This is a genomic window from Streptomyces sp. NPDC058653 (assembly GCF_042716895.1).
In the GTDB taxonomy this organism is placed as follows: domain Bacteria; phylum Actinomycetota; class Actinomycetes; order Streptomycetales; family Streptomycetaceae; genus Streptomyces.
Genome location: NZ_JBHXRM010000059.1, coordinates 9703 through 29978, shown reverse-complemented (window position 1 = coordinate 29978; position 20276 = coordinate 9703). Strand labels below are relative to the sequence as shown.

Genomic DNA, 20276 nt, shown 5'->3' with positions numbered 1-20276 from the left:
CCGCGCACACCGACCGCACACCGGAAGGGGCGGCACACCGGCCGGCGCCGGTGAGCCGCCCCTTTCGCGAGCGACGAGCTACCGCAGCAACTCCACCTCCGCCAGATCAGCCTGACCCTTCAGCACCAAGCGGTAGCGTTCGTACGAGCCCGGTGAGGTCACCGTGAACGCCCTCGTCTGCTGGTCCCATCGGAAGGACTGGCCCGAGCGCTTGTCGAGCGTCTTCCAGGATTCGCCGTCCGTCGAGCCCTGCAACTCCCAGGCCACCGGGGACGTCTCCGCCTTGGACGACGTCAGTGTGTACTGGACCGCCTTCGTCGCGGACGGGACCGGCAGGTCCACCGGGCCCTCCGCCGTGTCCGACGTCTTCGACGAGTTGTCGAAGAGCGCGCCCGGGCCCGCCAGGGCGTCCGTGCGCGGCGACGGCACCTTGTCGTCCTGTGCGATCGACACCGGCGCGGCGTCCTTGCCCGTGCCCCACGCCGACGGCTCCGCGCCCATGTCGAACTCCAGCGTGCCGCCCTTCGCGAGCAGGTCGTGCGGCAGCGCCGTGGAGTTCCACGCCTTGCCGTTGACCTTCAGGCCCTGCACGTAGATGTTCTTGTCGCTGTTCTTTGGCGCCGAGACGACGAGCTTCTTCCCGTTCTCCAGATGCACCGTCGTCTTCGTGAAGAGCGGCGAGCCGACCGCGTACTCCCCGCTGCCCATCACCAGCGGGTAGAAGCCCATCGCGGAGAAGAGGTACCAGGCCGACTGCTCGCCGTTGTCCTCGTCGCCGTGGTAGCCCTGCCCGATCTCGCTGCCGGTGTAGAGGCGGCCCAGCACCTCGCGGACCTTCTCCTGCGTCTTCCAGGGCTCGGACGCCGCGTTGTACATGTACGTGGCGTGGTGCGCGACCTGGTTCGAGTGGCCGTACATGCCCATCCGGACGTCCCGCGCCTCCGTCATCTCGTGGATGACACCGCCGTAGGACCCCACGAACTCAGCCCCCGCCGTCTCCGGCGTCGCGAAGTACTCGTCCAGTTTGTCGCCGAGACCCGCGCGCCCGCCGTACAGGTTGGCGAGGCCGCGTGAGTCCTGCGCCGCGGTGAAGGCGTAGCCCCACCCGTTCGTCTCGGTGTAGTCGTAGCCCCACACCCGGGGGTCGTAGTCCCCGCTCGGGACCCGCCAGTCGCCCTTCAGGTTCCGGCCCTGGAAGAAGTCCGCCTCGGAGTCGAAGAGCGAGACATAGCTCTGGGCGCGGTTGAGGAAGTACTCGGACTCGTCCTTGTACCGCTTCTGGCCCGTCTCCTCGTAGAGCTTCTGGCCCATCTTCGCGATGCCGTAGTCGTTGAGGTACCCCTCCAGCGACCACGACAGGCCCTCATGGGTCTCCGTGGAGGCGTAACCGAGGAACGGCGACGTCTCCATCCCCTTGCGGCCGACGCCCGAACTCGGCGGCACCACCGTCGCGTTCTTCAGCGCCGCGTCGTACGCCGCCTTCGCGTCGAAGTCGACCCCCTTCACATACGCGTCCGCGAAGGCCACGTCCGAGCTGGTGCCGGTCATGAGGTCGGCGTAGCCCGGGGAGGACCAGCGGGAGATCCAGTCGCCGTCCTTGTACTGCTGGACGAAGCCGTCCACCATCTCCCCGGCCTTCTTCGGCGTCAGGAAGGAGTACGCCGGCCAGGTCGTCCGGTAGGTGTCCCAGAAGCCGTTGTTGACGTACACCTCGCCCGTGACGATCTTCGCGCCCGTGTGCGTGGGGGAGTCCGTGCCCATCTTCGGTACGAAGGGGCTCGCGTACTGCTGGCGCGGCTTCTTCTCCGTACCCGTGTTCTCGAAACCGGAGTTGGGATACAGGTAGAGCCGGTAGAGGCTGGAGTACAACGTCGTGAGCTGGTCCTTCGTGGCGCCCTCGACCTCCACCTTCCCCAGGATGCCGTCCCAGGCGCGCTGCGCGTCCTTCTTGACCCGGTCGAAGCCGAGGTCGGCCGGCAGCTCGTCCGCCAGGTTCTTCTTCGCCTGGTCGACACTGATCAGCGAGGTCGCGATCCGCAGGTTGACCGTGCGGTCCTGGCCCGCGTCGAGGCGGACGAAGCCGGTGACGTCCTTGCCGCCACCGCCCGGCAGCTTGCCGCTGTCCTTGACGGCCGCGTCGAAGACGCCGTACACGAACAGCCGCGTCGCGCCCGCCGATCCGCCGCTGCGCACGTCGGAGTAGCCGGTGAAGGAGCGGTTCGCGGCGTCGATGGTCAGACCGCCGTTGTTGTTGACGTTGTCGAGGACGACGCTCGCGTCGTCACCCGGATAGGTGAACCGCATCGCGGCCGCGTGATCCGTGGGGGTGATCTCCGCCTTGAGGCCGTTCTCGAACGTGACGCCGTAGTAGTGCGGCCTCGCGATCTCGTTCTCGTGGCGGAACGGCAGCGCCCGCGCCGAGCGCGAGGCGTCCGGTGTCCCGGCGACCGTCGACGGCATCAGCTGGAAGGTCTGCCGGTCGCCCATCCAGGGGCTCGGCTCATGGCTCGCGGACAGCGCCTCCAGGGTGGGGAGGTTGTCGCTGTTGTTGTCGCGCGCGTACTCGTACAGCCAGCTCGTGGATCCGGCGTCGGTCACCGGGGTCCAGAAGTTGAAGCCGTGCGGCACGGCCGTGGCCGGGAAGGTGTTGCCGCGCGAGAACGAACCGCTGGAATTGGTGCCGCGCGTGGTGGACGCGTAGTCCGACAGATGCGCGAGGCGCTTCTCGGGCGCCTTCACGGCCAGCGCGATGTCGTCCACCCAGCCCTGGAACTTCGCCGGGCCCTTCGGGGAGTCGTACGCCACGAGTATCCGGTCCACCGTCTTGCCGGCGGCGACCGAGCCGATCCGGGAGGCGACCGCGTTCCACTGGTTGACGTACAACCGCTTGGCCTCGCCCTGGCCCTGAGGGGTCATCAGCCCGCCGTGCGAGTCGAGTGCCTTCAGGTCGCTCAGGTACGTGCCGTCGGTGAAGGCGAGGTCCACCGAGACGTTCGTGGCCGGGTAGTTCAGGTCCGTCTCCGGCATGGAGGGATAGATCCGGTACGACAGCTCCGTGTGGGGGCGCACGGCCGTGTCGACGTCGAAGACCTTGTTGTACGAGTAGGCGCGGCCGTCGGGCTTGTGCGATCCGGAATACTCCAGCGCGCGCTTCCCCGTGAAGCCGGCGTTGGCCTTGGCCGTGGGGGAGCCGCCGGGGCCGCCGTCGACGTGGCTGCGCATGTCGGCGGGCGGCGGCGTGGTGGTGTCGCCGTCGGAGAACTGGACATCGGCGAGCTGGGTGGCGTCACCCGCGCCGTTGTTCTTGGTGATGTCCAGCCGATAGTGCGCGTACGCGGTCGAATTGTCGAAGTCGTACGACTTTGTCTGGAATCGTTCGCCGAAGGTCTGGTCCACTCGTGAGTCGAGGGTCTTCCAGTCCTTGCCGTCCGTCGAACCCTGGAGCTTCCAGTCCTTCGGGTCGCGCTCCGCGTGGTCGTTCGCCGAGGTCAGCGCGTAGGTCACGACCTTGGTGGGCGCGTCCAGGTCGAACTCGATCCAGGCGGTCGGCTCGAAGGCCAGCCACTTCGTGCTGGACGCGATGTCGACCAGGTTCTCCTTGCCCTCGCCGCCGCCGGTGTTCTCGTCGCTGGCACGCAGCTCCACGACCCGTTCGGTGACATTGCCGGGGATGCCGGCGTTGAACTCGCCGGTCACGCCCGAGGAACGTTTCTCTCCGTCCGGTCCGGTGTCGACGGTGTCGCGCCAGTCCGGCTGGGTGTCGCTCTCCTCGAAGGACGAGGCGAAGGTGTCCCTGGGTGCGTCGGGCCTGGCCGGCTGTGCCGCGGCCGCCGAGTGCGCGGTGACGACGATCAGCGAGGCGACGGCCACCAGGGCGGCGGTACGCCGCTGCGTGAACCGGGGTCTTGGTGTGCGCTGCATCCCTAGCCTTCCTCCTGCGAATGAGATGGACAACGTTGTCATAAGTCATGCGCCGGTTAAGTAGTGATACAAGAGGTGCATGGTGTCAAGGGTGTTGCCGGTGTGAGATGACAGAAACCGGCCATTCTGGCAAAAGCGATTCGTTGAATGTGCACATAACTATGCGTGCCGAGAGCGCGCGAGCGAGCCGGATATCGCGGCGTGCGCGATCCGGAAAATACGGTGAGATCCGTACGGATGCCACACGGGTCTTCTGAAACCCGCCGGAGGTCTCAACTAGGGAAAGACTCCCGCCCAAACCTGCTTTCGATCTTGCTGAGTCGACCTGAAGTGGACTATACCTGTCGGCGTCCGCCTCGCCAGGTTTCGAACGGCGAAGGACCGGGAGACGGGGGACGGTTGGGTGTCGTGACGCCGTGTCGCACCCCGCCGCGAACCATTCGGGCCTCTCCTGCTGTAATCACGCATCACACATCGGGCTTCACGCACGACGTAACTCCACGCGTACGGCAACAGCACGGCAACACGCACCACTACACGTACGCCGATCAGCACCACAATCCTGCACGACCCAGCTTCATTTGACCGCGGTGGCGGGGCCCTTCTGCCTCAGGCGAGAAGGACGGGCGACCGGTACACCGCCTGAGTCCTGGAGAAGGCGAGGACTTGAGCATGGGATCCACCTCCGCTCACAGCAATGAGGGCCTTGGCCGTCGTGATCTGATCAAGCGTTCGGCCGCCGTCGGCCTGATCACCGTTCCGACGATGAGCTTCCTGGCGTCCTGCGCGAGCAGCGACAGCGGCGGCGACGAGAAGGTCGAGAAGGGCAAGACCTCGGCGAAGAACCCCCTCGGAGCCAACGAGACGGCGCAGCTCGAAGTCGTCATCTTCAACGGCGGTTTCGGCGAGCAGTACGCCATCGACGCGGAGAAGCGGTACAACACGGCCTTCCCGAAGGCGCCGAAGGTCAAGCACGCGTCGACCGAGAAGATCCAGTCCACGCTCCAGCCGAGGTTCAACGGCGGCACCCCGCCGGACCTGATCGACAACTCCGGCGCCGAGCAGATGGACATGGGCGTGCTGGTGGGCAAGAAGCAGCTCACCGACCTCACCGCGCTGATGGACGCCCCGTCGTACGACGACCCGGCGAAGAAGGTCCGCGACACGCTGCGCCCCGGCATCATCGAGATGGGCCAGTTCGACGGCGACCCCGTCTGGATCATGTACTACGCCTACACGGTCTACGGTGTCTGGTACTCGCAGAAGGCGCTGGACAACCTTGACGCGACGTACCCCGAGACGTGGGACGAGATGCTCGCGGTCTGCGAGAAGGCGAAGAAGAAGGGCATCGCCGGCTGGACGTACGCGGGCAAGCACCCGTACTACATCCCGTTCTCGCTCTACCCGATGATCGCCAAGATCGGCGGCACCGAGGTTCTCGACAAGATCGACAACCTGGAGCCGAACGCCTGGAAGGACCCGGCCGTCAAGACGGCCTTCGAGGCGTACTACGAGCTCTTCAAGAAGGGCTACATCCTCAAGGGCACCCCCGGCCTGGACCACATCCAGTCGCAGACCGCCTGGACGAAGGGCAAGGCGCTCTTCATCCCGAACGGCTCGTGGGTGGAGAACGAGGCGGCCAAGACGATGCCGGCCGACTTCAACCTCGCCGTCGGCGCGCCGACCGGTATGGACTCCTCCGACAAGCTGCCGTTCGGCACCATCTGGGCGTCCGGCGGTGAGCCCTTCATCGTCCCGCAGAAGGCCAAGAACCCGCAGGGCGGCATGGAGTTGCTGCGCATCATGCTCAGCGAGGAGTCGTCGAAGAACTTCACCTCCCAGGTGAAGTCGCTGACCGCCCTCAACGGAGGAACGGACGGCATCGAGCTGACCCCGGGCCTCAAGTCGGCCGTCGCCGCGCTGGACAAGGCGGGCGAGAACGTCGTCAACCCGCGTCTCCAGGACTGGTACGTCAAGCTCCAGAAGGAGCAGATCGGCGTCGCCGGCCTGGGCGAGATGATGGCCGGACGCGCCACCCCGGCCGAGGCCATCAAGAAGATCCAGGGCTACGCGGATGCCGCCGCGAAGGACCAGTCCATCAAGCACTACAAGCACCAGTGAGCAGGCGTCACCAGCGGCGGCATCCGCACACAGATCGGGGTCGGATCCATGCAGCACGGTAAATACCGGTTCATCGTGGGGTTCTTGATCGCCCCCTTGGCGTTGTACGCGATCTTCGTCATATGGCCGTTCATCCAGTCCATCTACTACTCGTTCACGGACTGGACGGGGCTGAGTTCCGACTTCAAGATGGTGGGCTTCGACAACTACAAGAAGATGTTCGAGGACGACATCTTCTGGAAGTCCTTGCAGCACAGCGTGCTGTTCGTGCTGCTGCTTCCGCTGGTGACGCTCGCCCTGGCGCTGTTCCTCGCCTTCATGATCAATGTGGGCGGGCGCCGGCGAAAAGGCGCCACGATCGCCGGTGTACGCGGTTCGAGTTTCTACAAGATCGCGTATTTCTTTCCGCAGGTGCTCTCCATCGCGATCGTCGCCCTGCTTTTCCAGTTCGCCTACAACCCGGAGAGCGGCGCCATCAACGCGGCACTCTCCGCGGTGGGTCTGGACAACATCCAGCCGCTCTGGCTGGGTGACCCGGATCTCGCGCTCTGGTGCGTGATGGCGGTCCTGATCTGGAGCACGGTCGGCTTCTTCGTCGTCCTCTTCTCCGCCGGAATGGCCTCCATTCCGAAGGATTACTACGAGGCGGCGCTGCTCGACGGCGCGGACCGGTTCACCACCTTCTTCCGGATCACGCTTCCGCTGCTCTGGGACACGGTGCAGGCCGGCTGGATCTACATGGGCATCCTGGCGCTCGGCGCCGAGGCGTTCGCGGTCGTACAGATCATGACCGTGGGGCCGGGCGGTGGCGGACCCGACTACTCGACCACGGTCCTGCCGCTGTACGTCTACCAAACGGCCTTCAGGGACGCCCAGGCCGGTTATGCCACAACGATCGGTGTCGCCCTGCTCGTGGTCACGCTGTCCTTCGCGGCGGTCGTGACGAAGCTGGGCCGGCGCGAGCGGCTGGAGTTCTGATGAAGACCACTGACACGTCTCCGGCCATCACGCCCGAGGAGCCGCGCGACCGGCCGCCGGTGACCAAGGTGGCCGCGCCGCCGGAGAAGGAGAGGGGCGGGAGCGGCGTCCTCAACGTCTTCTCGCACGGCGTGCTGGTCATCTGGGCGCTGCTGGTCGTCCTGCCGCTGCTGTGGGCGGTGATGTCCTCCTTCAAGGACGACAACTCCATCTTCAGTTCGCCGTGGTCGCTGCCGGACAGGCTCCACTTCGAGAACTGGTCGCGGGCCTGGACCCAGGCGCACATGAGCGACTACTTCCTCAACACCATTCTGGTGGTGGGCGGTTCGCTCATCGGCACGCTGGTGCTCGGCTCGATGGCCGCGTACGTGCTGGCGCGCTTCGATTTCCCCGGGAACCGCTTCATTTATTTCCTCTTCGTCGGAGGGATGAGCTTCCCGATCATCCTGGCGCTGGTCCCGCTGTTCTTCGTCATGAACAACATGGGGCTGCTGAACACCACGCACGGTCTGATCCTGGTGTACATCGCCTACTCGCTGCCGTTCACGGTGTTCTTCCTGTCGTCCTTCTTCAGGACGCTGCCGACCTCGGTCGCCGAGGCGGCGATCATCGACGGCGCCTCGCACACCAGGACCTTCTTCCAGATCATGCTGCCGATGGCCAAGCCGGGTCTGATCAGCGTGGGCATCTTCAACTTCCTCGGGCAGTGGAACCAGTACATGCTGCCGACGGTGCTCAACACCGACCCGGAGAAGAAGGTGCTCTCGCAGGGTCTGGTGCAGCTGGCGGTCAGCCAGGGCTACAAGGGCGACTACTCCGGGCTCTTCGCCGGACTGGTGATGGCGATGCTGCCGGTGCTCGCCGCGTACATCATCTTCCAGCGCCAGGTCGTGGCGGGGCTGACGGCGGGAGCGCTCAAGTAGCCTCACGCCTCCGCCGCTTCACACCGCGGGGTCTCCCGGCTCCGCCGCCGTACCTTCTCCACCGCCTCCGCGACCGCCCTCCGGCCTCCCGCCGGGGGGCGGTTCGCGCTGTTCCGGGCCCTCGCCGGGAGGGTTCGTTCGGTATCCATCCCGAACCGGAGGGGGAGATTTCGCCACCACCACTGGCCTGATTTCATCAAAACGCCGATGTTCGCAGGTCAGATGCGTACGTACGGTGCCCATCCAGCTCCGGCACTGCTCAAGGTCTTGACGGGAAGCGACCCGAAAGGCTGAGCTTAGAGTTCACAAGTTGGAGATACGCCGGGGCCTCATAGGCGCGACCCCGGCCGGGGGCGGTGGTCGTGCCGCCTGCCAAGGGCAGGAGTGGATCAGTTGTGGAGACTCCAGGGTCGCAGTCGTCTCTGCACCGGGCGAATCTGGAGCGTGTCGTGCGCGCGGTGCGCATGGCCGGCTCACTCACCCAGGCGGAGATCGCCCGGAGCACAGGACTGTCGGCGGCCACGGTCTCCAACATCGTCCGCGAGCTCAGGGAGGGCGGCACCGTCGAGGTGACGCCCACCTCCGCGGGGGGCCGCAGGGCCCGCAGCGTCTCGCTCAGCGGCGACGCGGGCATCGTCATCGGCGTCGACTTCGGCCATACGCATCTGCGGGTGGCCGTCGGCAACCTGGCCCACCAGGTGCTCGCCGAGGAGTCCGAACCGCTGGACGTGGACGCCTCGTCGGCGCACGGCTTCGGCCGGGCCGAAGAGCTGGTGGAGAGGCTGATCGAGGCCACCGGGATCGGCCGCCAGAAGGTCATCGGCGTGGGGCTCGGGGTGCCGGGTCCGATCGACGTCGTCTCGGGCACGCTCGGCTCCACCTCGATCCTGCCGGGCTGGACGGGGATCAACCCCAGCGAGGAGCTGGCGGGCCGGCTCGGCGTGCCGGTGTACGTCGACAACGACGCCAATCTCGGAGCCCTCGGCGAGCTGGTCTGGGGCAGCGGCCGGGGCGTGAAGGACCTCGCGTACATCAAGGTCGCCAGCGGGGTCGGCGCCGGCCTGGTCATAGAGGGCCAGATCTACCGGGGACCGGGCGGTACGGCGGGTGAGATCGGGCACATCACGCTCGACGAGTCCGGCCCCGTCTGCCGCTGCGGCAACCGCGGCTGTCTGGAGACCTTCACGGCCGCCCGCTACGTACTGCCGCTGCTCAGGTCCAGCCACGGCCGCGATCTGACCATGGAGCGGGTCGTGCAGCTGGCCAGGGAGGGCGACCCGGGCTGCCGCCGGGTGGTCGCCGACGTCGGGCGCCACATCGGCAGCGGCGTCGCCAATCTCTGCAATCTGCTGAACCCCAGCCGGGTGGTGCTCGGCGGCGATCTGGCCGAGGCTGGGGAGCTGGTGCTCGCGCCGATACGCGAGTCGGTCTCGCGGTACGCGATCCCGAGCGCGGCCAGACAGCTCTCGGTGCTTCCGGGAGCCCTCGGCGGGCGGGCCGAGGTGCTCGGGGCCCTGGCCCTCGTACTGAGCGAAATGGGCGATTCGACCCTACTTGAGAGCACTCTGCCTGTCGGCTCGGCTGTCTTCACTTAGATAACGAATGGCACCGTTGTCATCTCGTTAAGGATTTACTCCTTGACGCTGAGTCCCCAGCGGAGTTGACTTCCAGCCACCTCGGCCGCAACGTCGCGGCCTCGTCAGGGAGGTTTCTGAAGTGAACGCACATCTCCGACGTGCTGCCGTGGCTGCCGCTGCCACCGCGATGGCCGTCTCGCTCGCCGCCTGTGGAAGCGCCAAGGAGTCCGGTGACGGCGACTCGGCGAAGGACTCGTCCAAGAAGTCCGACGGCTCGCTGACCATCGGTCTGCTGCTGCCCGAGAACCAGACCGCGCGCTACGAGAAGTTCGACAAGCCGCTGATCGAGAAGCGGGTCAGCGAGCTGACCGACGGCAAGGGCAAGGTCGTCTACGCCAACGCCAAGCAGGACGCGTCGACGCAGAACCAGCAGGCCGACACGATGGTCACCAACAAGGTCGACGCGCTGATCGTGGACGCCGTCGACTCCAAGGCCATCACGGGCTCGATCAAGAAGGCCAAGGAAGCCGGTATACCGGTCATCGCCTTCGACCGCCTCGCCGAGGGCGACATCGACGGCTACGTCTCCTTCGACAACGAAGAGGTCGGCCGTGTCCAGGGCCAGGCGCTCCTGGACGAGCTCGGCCCGAAGGCGAAGGACGGTGACATCGTGATGATGAACGGCGCGATCACCGACCCGAACGCCGCCCTCTTCAAGAAGGGCGCCAAGTCCGTCCTCGACGGCAAGGTGACGATCGGCAAGGAGTACGACACCAAGGAGTGGAAGCCGGAGAACGCCAACGCCAACATGGAAGGCGCGATCTCCGCCCTGGGCAAGGACAAGATCGTCGGCGTCTACTCCGCCAACGACGGCATGGCGGGCGGCATCATCACCGCGCTCAAGGGCGCCGGTATCACCCCGCTCCCGCCGGTCACGGGCCAGGACGCCGAACTCGCCGGTGTGCAGCGCATCGTCGCCGGTGAGCAGTTCATGAGCGTCTACAAGCCGTACCCGACCGAGGCCTCCATCGCCGCCGAGATGGCCGTGGCCGTCGCCAAGGGCGAGTCCCTGGACGCCATCGCCAAGACGAAGGTCGACAGCGCCACCACCAAGGGCATCCCGTCGGTCCTCGTCCCGGTCGTCTCGCTGACCAAGGACAACATCAACGACACGGTGATCAAGGACGGCATCTACACCGTCGACGAGATCTGCACGGCGAAGTTCAAGGCCAAGTGCGACACCCTCGGCGTCAAGTAGTCGGCCGGTAGGACCCGCGGAAACCCGCCCTGAAGCCTGTCCGGCGCCCCGCCCCTCAACCGTCCCGCTACCGGGCGGGGCGCCGGACGGACCACTTCACGGGTTTTCGCCGTGTCACCGCGGTTCTCTTTTCTGCTCGACCCCCGTGCCCACCACCCCCAGGGCGCGGTATCCCCGCCGGCCAGGCGGCGAAGGAGATGGTTTACGTGACCGCTACGCCCGTGCTGGCGTTGCGAGGGGTCTCCAAGCGGTTCGGTGCCGTGCAGGCGCTCACCGACGTAGAGCTTGAGGTCCATGCCGGACAGGTCGTCGCCCTCGTGGGCGACAACGGCGCCGGCAAATCCACGCTCGTCAAGACGATCGCCGGAGTTCACCCCATCGATGACGGCGTCATCGAGTGGGAGGGCCGGTCGGTCGCGATCAACAAGCCGCACGACGCCCAGGAGCTGGGTGTGGCGACGGTCTACCAGGACCTCGCGCTGTGCGACAACCTCGATGTCGTCGGCAATCTCTACCTCGGCCGGGAGCTGCGCTCCTGGGGCGTGCTCAACGAGGTCGAGATGGAGCGCCGCGCCCGCGAGCTGCTCACCACGCTGTCGATCCGCATCCCCAGCGTCCGCATCCCGATCGCCTCCCTCTCCGGCGGCCAGCGCCAGACCGTGGCCATCGCCCGGTCCATGCTCGGCGAGCCCAAGCTGGTGATCCTCGACGAGCCCACCGCGGCACTCGGCGTCGAGCAGACCGCCCAGGTCCTCGACCTGGTCGAGCGGCTGCGCGAGCGCGGGTACGCCGTGATCCTCGTCAGCCACAACATGGAGGACGTCCGCGCGGTGGCCGACAAGGTCGCGGTCCTCAGGCTGGGCCGCAACAACGGCGTCTTCGACGTCGCCACCACCTCGCAGGAAGACATCATCTCCGCGATCACCGGTGCCACGGACAACGCCGTGACCCGACGCGCGGCGCGCAATGTGGAGGTTAAGAAGTGAGTCTCGACAAGACCTCCGCACCCGTCGGCACCGCCGACGACGCGCCCGCCCCCGCGGCCGGCGCGGCGACGGTCGCCGTCGACCCCCGTCTCGTCGTCCGCGAGCAGGGCTTCGCCGGTTACCTCTCCGAGTTCAAGCGCAAGATGCGCGGTGGCGACCTCGGTTCGATACCCGTCGTCATCGGCCTGATCATCATCTGGGCGATCTTCACCAGCCTGAACTCGAACTTCCTCACCGCCGGCAACCTCTCCGACATCTCGGTCGCCATGGTCGGCACCGGCATGATCGCGGTCGGCATCGTCTTCGTCCTGCTGCTCGGCGAGATCGACCTGTCGGTCGGATCGGTCAGCGGTGTGGCGGGCGCCGTCTTCGCGGTCCTCGCCGTCACGCACGGCATGGCGGAGTGGCTCGCGCTGATCCTCGCCATCCTGACCGGCGCCGCCGCCGGCGCCCTGCACGGCTTCTTCTTCGCCCGTGTCGGTGTGCCCGCGTTCGCCGTGACCCTGGCCGGTCTGCTGTTCTGGAACGGCTTCATGCTCCAGATCCTCGGTGACAACGGCACCATCAACCTGGACTCCGAGGGTCTGGTCGCCAAGCTGACCGGCTACTACTTCACCGACGTCGCCGCCGCCTACGGGCTCGCGGTCCTCGCGGTGGCCGGCTACTTCCTCTCCTCGTTCTTCGACAACCGCCGCAGGGCCGCCGCCGGTGTCCCCTCCCGGCCGCTGAGCGAGATCGTCGTCCGTACGGTGGGGCTGGCCGTCCTGGCCTTCGCCGCGGCGATCATGTTCAACCAGTACAAGGGCCTGCCCCTGGCCGTGCTGATCTTCCTGCTCGTGCTGGTGCTGACGGACTTCGTGCTCCGCCGTACCTCCTTCGGCCGTAAGGTCTTCGCGCTCGGCGGCAGCGTCGAGGCCTCGCGCCGCGCCGGTATCAGCGTCATCGGCGTACGGGTCGCGGTCTTCTCCATCGCGGGCACCTTCGCCGCGATCGGCGGTCTGTTCATCGCCTCGAAGATCACCTCCGCCAACCAGGGCGCCGGCGCCGGTGAGCTGCTGATGAACGCCATCGCCGCGGCCGTCATCGGTGGCACCAGCCTCTTCGGCGGCCGGGGCCGCACCTGGAACGCGCTGCTCGGTGTGCTCGTGATCACCTCGATCCAGTACGGCCTCGCCCTCCAGGGCATCGCCTCGCCGATCCAGTACATGATCACCGGTGGTGTGCTCCTCGCCACCGTCGTCATCGACGCCATCACCCGGAAGACCCAGAAGACCGCCGGTCGCGCCTGACAGCGGTCGTCGCACGTCGCGCCCGGTACCGGAAGCCCGGTACCGGGCGCTTTCGTGTGGTGGGGACGCGTTCGAAGTGCGTACGTCTGACATACGCACAGATGCCCGTACGGTGAATCACGTGCCGCCCGATGACGCCGCCGCCGACGGAACAATTAGACTCGGCGGACCGGTATGCCAGATCAGTTCAACGCAAGGAGGCACGGTGACACAGCCGCGCGCAGCGCGACCGCCCGAGGCGGCGGTGGGCGACGGATGGGACCTGCTGACCCGGATCAAGGGCCCGCGTGATCTGGACCGCCTCGGCCCGGAGCAGTTGGAGCAGCTCGCCGGAGAGATCCGGTCCTTCCTCGTCGACGCCGTCTCCAAGACCGGCGGACACCTCGGCCCCAACCTCGGGGTCGTCGAGCTGACGATCGCCCTGCACCGGGTCTTCGACTCGCCCAAGGACAAGGTCCTCTTCGACACCGGCCACCAGTCCTATGTGCACAAACTGCTCACGGGCCGTCAGGACTTCGGCAAGCTCAAGAGCAGGGGCGGCCTCTCCGGCTACCCCTCCAGGGCCGAGTCCGAGCACGACATCATCGAGAACTCGCACGCCTCCACGGTCCTCGGCTGGGCCGACGGCCTCGCCAAGGCCAACCAGGTACTGGGCCGCGACGACCACGTGGTCGCCGTCATCGGCGACGGAGCGCTCACCGGCGGCATGGCCTGGGAGGCGCTGAACAACATCGCCGCCGCGAAGGACCGCCCGCTCGTCATCGTCGTGAACGACAACGAGCGTTCGTACGCGCCCACCATCGGCGGCCTCGCGAACCATCTCGCGACCCTGCGCACCACCGACGGGTACGAGCGCTTCCTGGCCCGGGGCAAGGACATCTTGGAGCGCACCCCGGTCGTCGGCCGCCCCCTCTACGAGACCCTGCACGGCGCGAAGAAGGGCCTCAAGGACTTCATCGCCCCCCAGGGCATGTTCGAGGACCTCGGCCTCAAGTACGTCGGCCCGATCGACGGGCACGACGTGGAGGCCATGGAGTCGGCCCTCCAGCGCGCCAAGCGCTTCGGCGGCCCCGTCATCATCCACTGCCTCACCGAGAAGGGCCGCGGCTACCAGCCCGCGCTCCTGGACGAGGCCGACCGCTTCCACGCCGTCGGCAAGATCCACCCCGACACGGGTCTGCCGATCGCCAGTTCCGGCGTCGACTGGACCTCGGTGTTCGGCGAGGAGATGGTCAAGCTCGGTCACGAGCGCGCGGACGTGGTCGCCATCACCGCCGCGATGCTCCAGCCAGTCGGCCTGGAGAAGTTCGCCAAGGCGTTCCCGGACCGGGTGTACGACGTGGGGATCGCCGAGCAGCACGGGGCGGTGTCGGCGGCCGGTCTGGCCACCGGCGGACTCCACCCCGTCTTCGCCGTCTACGCGACCTTCCTCAACCGCGCCTTCGACCAGGTCCTGATGGACGTCGCCCTGCACAACTGCGGAGTGACGTTCGTACTCGACCGGGCGGGCATCACCGGCACCGACGGCGCCTCCCACAACGGCATGTGGGACATGTCCATCCTCCAGTGCGTGCCGGGCCTGCGGATCGCCGCGCCGCGCGACGCCGACCAGGTCCGGGCCCAACTCCGCGAGGCCGTCGCGGTCGAGGACGCCCCGACCGTGGTGCGCTTCTCCAAGGGCGCCGTCGGTCCCGCCGTCGCCGCCGTGGGCAAGGTCGGCGGCATGGACGTACTGCGCCGCCCGGCCGAGGGCCCGGCGGACGTTCTGCTGGTGTCGGTCGGCGCGCTCGCCCCGATGTGTCTGGAGATCGCCGATCTCCTCGACAAGCAGGGCATCTCGACGACCGTGGTCGACCCGCGCTGGGTCAAGCCCGTCGACGAGGCGCTCCCGCCGCTCGCCGAGCAGCACCGGGTCGTCGTCACCGTCGAGGACAACAGCCGTGCGGGCGGGGTCGGTTCGGCCGTCGCGCAGTCCCTGCGCGACGCCGGGATCGACATCCCCCTGCGGGACTTCGGTATCCCGGCCCGTTTCCTCGACCACGCCTCGCGCAAGGAGCTGATGGCCGAGATCGGGCTGACCGCCCCGGACATCGCGCGCCAGGTCACCGGCCTCGTGTCGCGGATCGACGGCCGGATGGCCGGCGAGCTCTCGGCCGAGGAGATCACGCGCGACTGACGTCACCGCGTAGGAACAGCACCGGCGGATGCGCCGGTCGGACTCCCTGTACGGGTGGTCCGACCGGCCCATCCGTGTGAAAAAAGCGCTCCTGGGCATCAGGGCCGCCGAGCACCTCTCGATCATGGCGGCAACCACGCTCTCGGAGGTACGCCGGTGACCGCCCAGCACGACACGGGACCCAGAAGACATGGGATGTTCCGCACGAAATCCGTGGAACAGTCCATCCAGGACACCGAAGAGCCCGAGCACGCGCTCAAGAAGTCGCTCTCCGCGCTCGATCTGACGGTCTTCGGGGTCGGCGTCATCATCGGCACCGGCATCTTCGTCCTCACCGGCGCGGTCGCCAAGAACAACGCGGGTCCCGCCACCGCGCTCGCCTTCGTGGCCGCCGGCGTCGTCTGCGCCCTCGCGGCCGTCTGCTACGCGGAGTTCGCCTCGACCGTGCCGGTGGCCGGCTCCGCGTACACCTTCAGCTACGCCTCACTCGGCGAACTGCCCGCCTGGATCATCGGCTGGGACCTGGTCCTCGAATTCGCCCTCGCCACCGCCGTGGTGGCCGTCGGCTGGTCCGGCTACGTACAGTCGCTCTTCGACAACGCGGGCTGGCACCTGCCCGACTCGCTCGCGGGCACCAACGAGGAGACGGGCTTCGGCTTCGACCTGCTGGCGTTCTTCCTCGTACTGCTGCTGACCGGGATTCTCGTCCTCGGTATGAAGCTCTCCGCGCGCGTCACCGCGGTCGTCGTGGCCGTCAAGCTGACCGTCGTCCTGATCGTCATCATCGCGGGCGCCTTCTTCATCGACTCGGCCAACTACTCGCCGTTCATCCCCAAGGCCCAGGAGCAGCCTTCCGGCGCCGGGCTCGCGTCGCCGCTGATCCAGTTGATGTTCGGCTACGCGCCCACCAACTTCGGCGTGATGGGCATCTTCACCGCCGCCTCCGTCGTCTTCTTCGCCTTCATCGGGTTCGACATCGTCGCCACGGCGGCCGAGGAGACGAAGGTGCCACAGCGGGACATGCCGCGCGGCATCATCGGCTCGCTGCTCATCTGCACGATCCTCTACGTGGCCGTCTCCATCGTCGTCACCGGTATGCAGCGCTACACCCGGCTCACCGTGGACGCGCCGCTCGCCGACGCCTTCAAGGCGACCGGGCACCCCTTCTACGCGGGGGTCATCAGCTTCGGCGCGGCCGTCGGCCTCACCACCGTGTGCATGATCCTGCTGCTCGGCCAGACCCGGGTCTTCTTCGCGATGAGCCGGGACGGGCTGCTCCCACGGATCTTCTCGCACGTCCACCCCCGGTTTCGCACCCCGTACCGCTCGACCGTGCTGCTCGGTGTGATCATCGCGATCGTCGCGGGCTTCACCAGCATCGAGGAACTCGCCTCGCTGGTGAACATCGGCACGCTCTTCGCCTTCGTCGTCGTCGCGATCGGCGTGGTCATCCTGCGCCGCACGCGGCCCGACCTGCCGAGGTCGTTCCGCGCCCCGCTGGTGCCATGGCTGCCGGCCCTGTCCGTCTGCGCCTCGCTCTGGCTGATGCTCAACCTGCCCGCCGAGACCTGGCTCCGCTTCGCCATCTGGATGGCCGTCGGTGTGGTCGTCTACTTCACCTACGGCCGCCGCAACAGCCGTCTGGGCAAGACCGCCTGACATTTCGTCAGCCAAACAACCCTCCACCGCACGAAAGTCACGCATGTCCGTCGAGCCGCCGTCCGCCGCCACACGCCTCTCGCCCGCCCGGCCCCGCCCCACCGTTCCGGGGCCGAGCAGACCGAAGCAGTCCGCGCCCGCGCGCAATGTCCCGAGCCAACAGGGCCCGAACCGCACCCGTACAACTCCGATCCGCCCGGCGCCCGCCCGTACGCCCGCGTACGGCTTCTGGCGAAGACTGCTGCCCGTCCTCGCCGCCCTCGCCCTCGCCATCCGCGTCCCCTCCTTCCTGCACTCCTTCTGGAGCCCGGACGAGGGGTATCTCGCGGTCCAGGCCCGGATACTGGCGGAGGGCGGCGAGCTGTACCAGACCGTCGTCGACCGCAAGACACCGCTGCTGCCCTGGCTGTACGAGGCGGCGTTCACGGTCTTCGGCGACGGATCCACGCAGGCGATGAAACTCCTCGCGGTGGCCGCCCAGTTCACCACCGCCGCGCTGCTCGCCGCCCACGCCCGGCGCCGCTGGGGCGACCGGTCCGGCGCCACCGCCGGGGTGGTCTTCCTGCTGATCTCCGTCGGCTTCATCCCGCAGGACACCCAGGCCGTCACCTTCGAGGTCGTCATACTGCCCTTCACCGCGGCGGCCGTCCTCTGCGCCGACAGGGGCCGCTGGGGCGCCGCCGGCGCGGCCGTCGCCGGGGCGTTCCTCACCAAGCAGACCGGGGGAGTGGTCCTGGTCCCGGTGCTGTGGCTGCTCTGGGCGGCCCACGGAGCGGGCCCCGGCCGGTACGCGCTCCGAACGGGCCTCATCCGTACGGGAGTCGGCTTCGCCGCCCCGGTCGTCGCGGCCGCCCTTCTGACCGACCCGGGGGGCTTCCTCTTCTGGACCGTGACCGGTTCCGGCGCGTACGCCTTCTCCCTCGACGGCTCCGAACTCCACGTCCTCGTCAGGGCGTTGGTGAACAGCTCCATCCTCGGCCTCTGCTGCCTCGGCATCGTCCCACCGGTGCTCAGGGCCCTGCGCACCGGACGGCGACCGGACGGGGCCGCCCTCGTCGATCTCTGGGTCTGGTTCGCGGCGTCCGCCGGAGCCGTCGCCGTCGGCTTCCACTTCTTCGGCCACTACTTCCTCCAACTCCTGCCCCCCATCGCCCTGTTGGCGACCGGAGCCCTGCGCTCACTGCGCCACGAGCGGCTGAGGTCCGTCCTCTCCGTGCCCGCCTGGGTCTGCGTCTGCTTCGTCGTCTGGGCCGTCTTCGCGCCCCGCTCCGAGCTCACCCACGCCGAACGCGTCGCCGCCGCCGTACGGGAACACAGCGCCCCGACCGACCGCGTCCTCATCTGGGGCATGCACCCGCAGACCTACCGACTCGCCGACCGCGCCCCCGCCAGCCGCTATCTGACCGCCGGGCTCCTCACCAACTTCAGCGGCGGCAGGGACGGGCCGCAGGTGGGCGAGGAGTACGGGGTACCGGGCGCCTGGCAGGTCTTCGCCGCCGAGATGAGGGCGCGGCCACCCGCGCTGATCGTCGACGACTCACGGGGCAAGCCGTACGGCCCCGAACGGCTCCCCACCCTGCGCGGGTTGCTCGCCGAGCAGTACGAGCCGCTTCCCGGGACCGTCGAGGGCACGGTCCTCTACGTACGCTCGTCAGGGAGTTGACGTGACCGTACGGGGCCCGACGCAGCGCGCCCCGTACGCCCCGACCCGGCGCCGCAGCTCCCGGTCGGCGGTGACGACGACACAAGGGCGCCCGCCCGCGCCCGCGGCCAGCTCGGCGATCAGGTCGTCACCACTGCCGGGCGCCGCCTCCACCCGTACGCCGGGCACGGACTCCACGCCCCGGGCCTGCCCCTCCACGACCAGTACCACGTCCAGGGGCCCCGGAATCCCGGCGTCCGGCAGCCCGTCGGCGGCGAGGGGCACCAGCCGGTCGCGCAGCCGCCCGGCCGCCGCGCGCCGGTCGCGCCACCATCCGTCGGGCACGGAACCGACCACGTTCGCCCCGTCGACAATCAGTAGAATCCGCACCTCAGGAGCGTGCCACAAGCGGCCGGGGCGGTACGGTTCCGCGTCACCCGCGAATGCTATCGTCGGGGAAATTTCATGCGCTGGGAAGGTGGCAGTGGGTCATGGCACTGCGGTCCGCACGGACGTCGAAACGATCCGGTCGGGGCCCCGGCGAGGCTCCGGACACCGGCGGCCGGCCGGCTGAATCCATTCCCGTTCCGACGGCCGACGGGGTGATCCCCGCGACCACCGGCTGGCTGCTGCGCGGCAAGGACGGCAGGCTCACCGCGTACGCCCCCGCCGACGACGGTGTGCTGCGCTGGACGGAGGACCGGCTCGGCGGTCCGGGCTGGTCGGGGCCCGAACTGCTCCCCGCCCCCGGTCTGTTGCCGTACCTCTCCATCGCCTGCGGCGCCCAGGGCTACGTCCATCTCGTCGGCCTGCGGCGCATGCCCACCGACGACGGACAGATCCGCACGGACGTCATGTACGCCGTCCAGTTCCAGACGGGCCGCCCGCTGCGGGACTGGCAGCCGCTCGGTACGCCCTACCCGAAAGACCTCGCCAGGGGAGGCCTGCTCGGTCTGCCCGCGGCGGTGATCGACCCCAACGGCTCGCTGTACCTGTTCGCGCGCAACGCGGGCCGGGGCCTCTCCGCGCGGCTCCAGAAGCCCACCGGCGCCTGGTTCTCGTGGGCGGACCTCAAGGGGTCCAGGATGACCGGCGAGGCGTCGGCCGTCGTGGGCGAGGACGGACTGATCGAGGTCCTGGCGCCGACCGACGACGCGGTGATGCGCTGGCGGCAGCCGAAGACGGCGGCCAAGCCCGAACGCGACCTGAAGAGCTTCGCGGGCCGCGTCACGCCCGGCACCCTCAGCTCCGAGTGCACGGGCGTCGACCGGCTCACCCACTACTGGCGCGACCGGGACGACCGTACGGTGCACGCCTGGCGGCTCGACGGGGGCGAGACGGCCCCGCTGGGCGGCCCCGGCACCGGGCCGATCGCCCTGCTCCGTACGCCCGTCGACGGCCACGACTGCACGATCCTGGCCCAACGCGGCCTCGACGGCCGCCCCATGCTCGCCGCCTACCCGACGGAGAACGAGGCGGCGGGCGTCACCTGGACCCCGACGGGAGAGGAGTGCGTGGGCGCGCCCGCGCTGGCCCTCGACGGCCGGGGCCGCGTCGTGATGGCGGCGGTGGGCACGGACGGCGGTCTGCGGGTCGCGCGCCAGAAGGCCGAACCTGGCCTCGCTCTCGAGGCGTGGTCGCGCGTCTGACACGACGATAGACCCGAACGGGCCGGGTCCGGCGGAAGTCCCCGCCGGACCCGGCCCGCACCACGTCGGCTACGCGGGGACGCAGGCCACACCCCGA

General features: G+C 68.4%; 13 protein-coding genes. 11 read left to right on the top strand and 2 right to left on the bottom strand.

Features of this window, described 5'->3' with window-relative positions:
* Nucleotides 1-78: 78 nt before the first annotated feature.
* Entirely contained in the window at nt 79-3921 is a 3843-nt protein-coding gene (locus ACFWU9_RS33295) for a GH92 family glycosyl hydrolase (protein ID WP_384324808.1), read from the bottom strand.
* A 672-nt stretch (nt 3922-4593) separates the two neighbouring features.
* Here ACFWU9_RS33295 and ngcE point away from each other — a divergent pair.
* The 10 genes from ngcE (at nt 4594) to ACFWU9_RS33245 (ending at nt 18551) form a co-directional block, all read left to right on the top strand.
* Nucleotides 4594-6042: an N-acetylglucosamine/diacetylchitobiose ABC transporter substrate-binding protein gene (gene ngcE / locus ACFWU9_RS33290; RefSeq protein ID WP_384324807.1), complete on the top strand. Its 1449-nt coding sequence runs from the start codon at nt 4594-4596 to the stop codon at nt 6040-6042.
* Nucleotides 6043-6090: 48 nt separating this feature from the next.
* Entirely contained in the window at nt 6091-7020 is a 930-nt protein-coding gene (locus ACFWU9_RS33285) for a carbohydrate ABC transporter permease (RefSeq protein ID WP_384324806.1), read from the top strand.
* The gene (locus tag ACFWU9_RS33280) at nt 7020-7943 is read left to right on the top strand and encodes a carbohydrate ABC transporter permease (protein WP_384324805.1); all 924 of its coding nucleotides are present in this window, start codon (nt 7020-7022) and stop codon (nt 7941-7943) included. The genes ACFWU9_RS33285 and ACFWU9_RS33280 overlap by 1 nt, the downstream gene beginning before the upstream one ends.
* A gap of 395 nt (nt 7944-8338) precedes the next feature.
* Nucleotides 8339-9538, top strand: a complete 1200-nt coding sequence (locus ACFWU9_RS33275; protein WP_384324804.1) for an ROK family protein — start codon at nt 8339-8341, stop codon at nt 9536-9538.
* A 169-nt stretch (nt 9539-9707) separates the two neighbouring features.
* Entirely contained in the window at nt 9708-10778 is a 1071-nt protein-coding gene (locus tag ACFWU9_RS33270; RefSeq protein WP_384324819.1) for a sugar ABC transporter substrate-binding protein, read from the top strand.
* A gap of 197 nt (nt 10779-10975) precedes the next feature.
* Nucleotides 10976-11764, top strand: a complete 789-nt coding sequence (locus ACFWU9_RS33265; RefSeq protein WP_384324803.1) for an ATP-binding cassette domain-containing protein — start codon at nt 10976-10978, stop codon at nt 11762-11764.
* On the top strand, nt 11761-13053 hold the full coding sequence (locus ACFWU9_RS33260; RefSeq protein WP_384324802.1) for a sugar ABC transporter permease: 1293 nt from the start codon (nt 11761-11763) through the stop codon (nt 13051-13053). Before ACFWU9_RS33265 ends, ACFWU9_RS33260 begins: the two co-directional genes overlap by 4 nt.
* Nucleotides 13054-13297: 244 nt before the next feature.
* Nucleotides 13298-15229 (top strand): 1-deoxy-D-xylulose-5-phosphate synthase, encoded by a 1932-nt coding sequence (gene dxs, locus ACFWU9_RS33255; protein WP_384324818.1) that lies wholly within the window; start codon nt 13298-13300, stop codon nt 15227-15229.
* Between the two features lie 195 nt (nt 15230-15424).
* Nucleotides 15425-16888, top strand: coding sequence for an amino acid permease (locus tag ACFWU9_RS33250; protein WP_384324801.1), 1464 nt, complete (start codon nt 15425-15427; stop codon nt 16886-16888).
* 43 nt (nt 16889-16931) lie between these two features.
* Complete coding sequence (locus ACFWU9_RS33245; protein ID WP_384324800.1) at nt 16932-18551, top strand: glycosyltransferase family 39 protein; 1620 nt, start codon at nt 16932-16934, stop codon at nt 18549-18551.
* On the opposite strand, the gene ACFWU9_RS33240 is transcribed toward ACFWU9_RS33245, so the two are convergent.
* Nucleotides 18540-18920: an NTP pyrophosphohydrolase gene (locus ACFWU9_RS33240; protein ID WP_384324799.1), complete on the bottom strand. Its 381-nt coding sequence runs from the start codon at nt 18918-18920 to the stop codon at nt 18540-18542. The two genes, ACFWU9_RS33245 and ACFWU9_RS33240, sit on opposite strands and share 12 nt — an antisense overlap.
* Nucleotides 18921-19132: 212 nt before the next feature.
* Here ACFWU9_RS33240 and ACFWU9_RS33235 point away from each other — a divergent pair, with 212 nt between their 5' ends.
* The gene (locus ACFWU9_RS33235; RefSeq protein WP_384324798.1) at nt 19133-20179 is read left to right on the top strand and encodes a hypothetical protein; all 1047 of its coding nucleotides are present in this window, start codon (nt 19133-19135) and stop codon (nt 20177-20179) included.
* Nucleotides 20180-20276 lie beyond the last annotated feature (97 nt).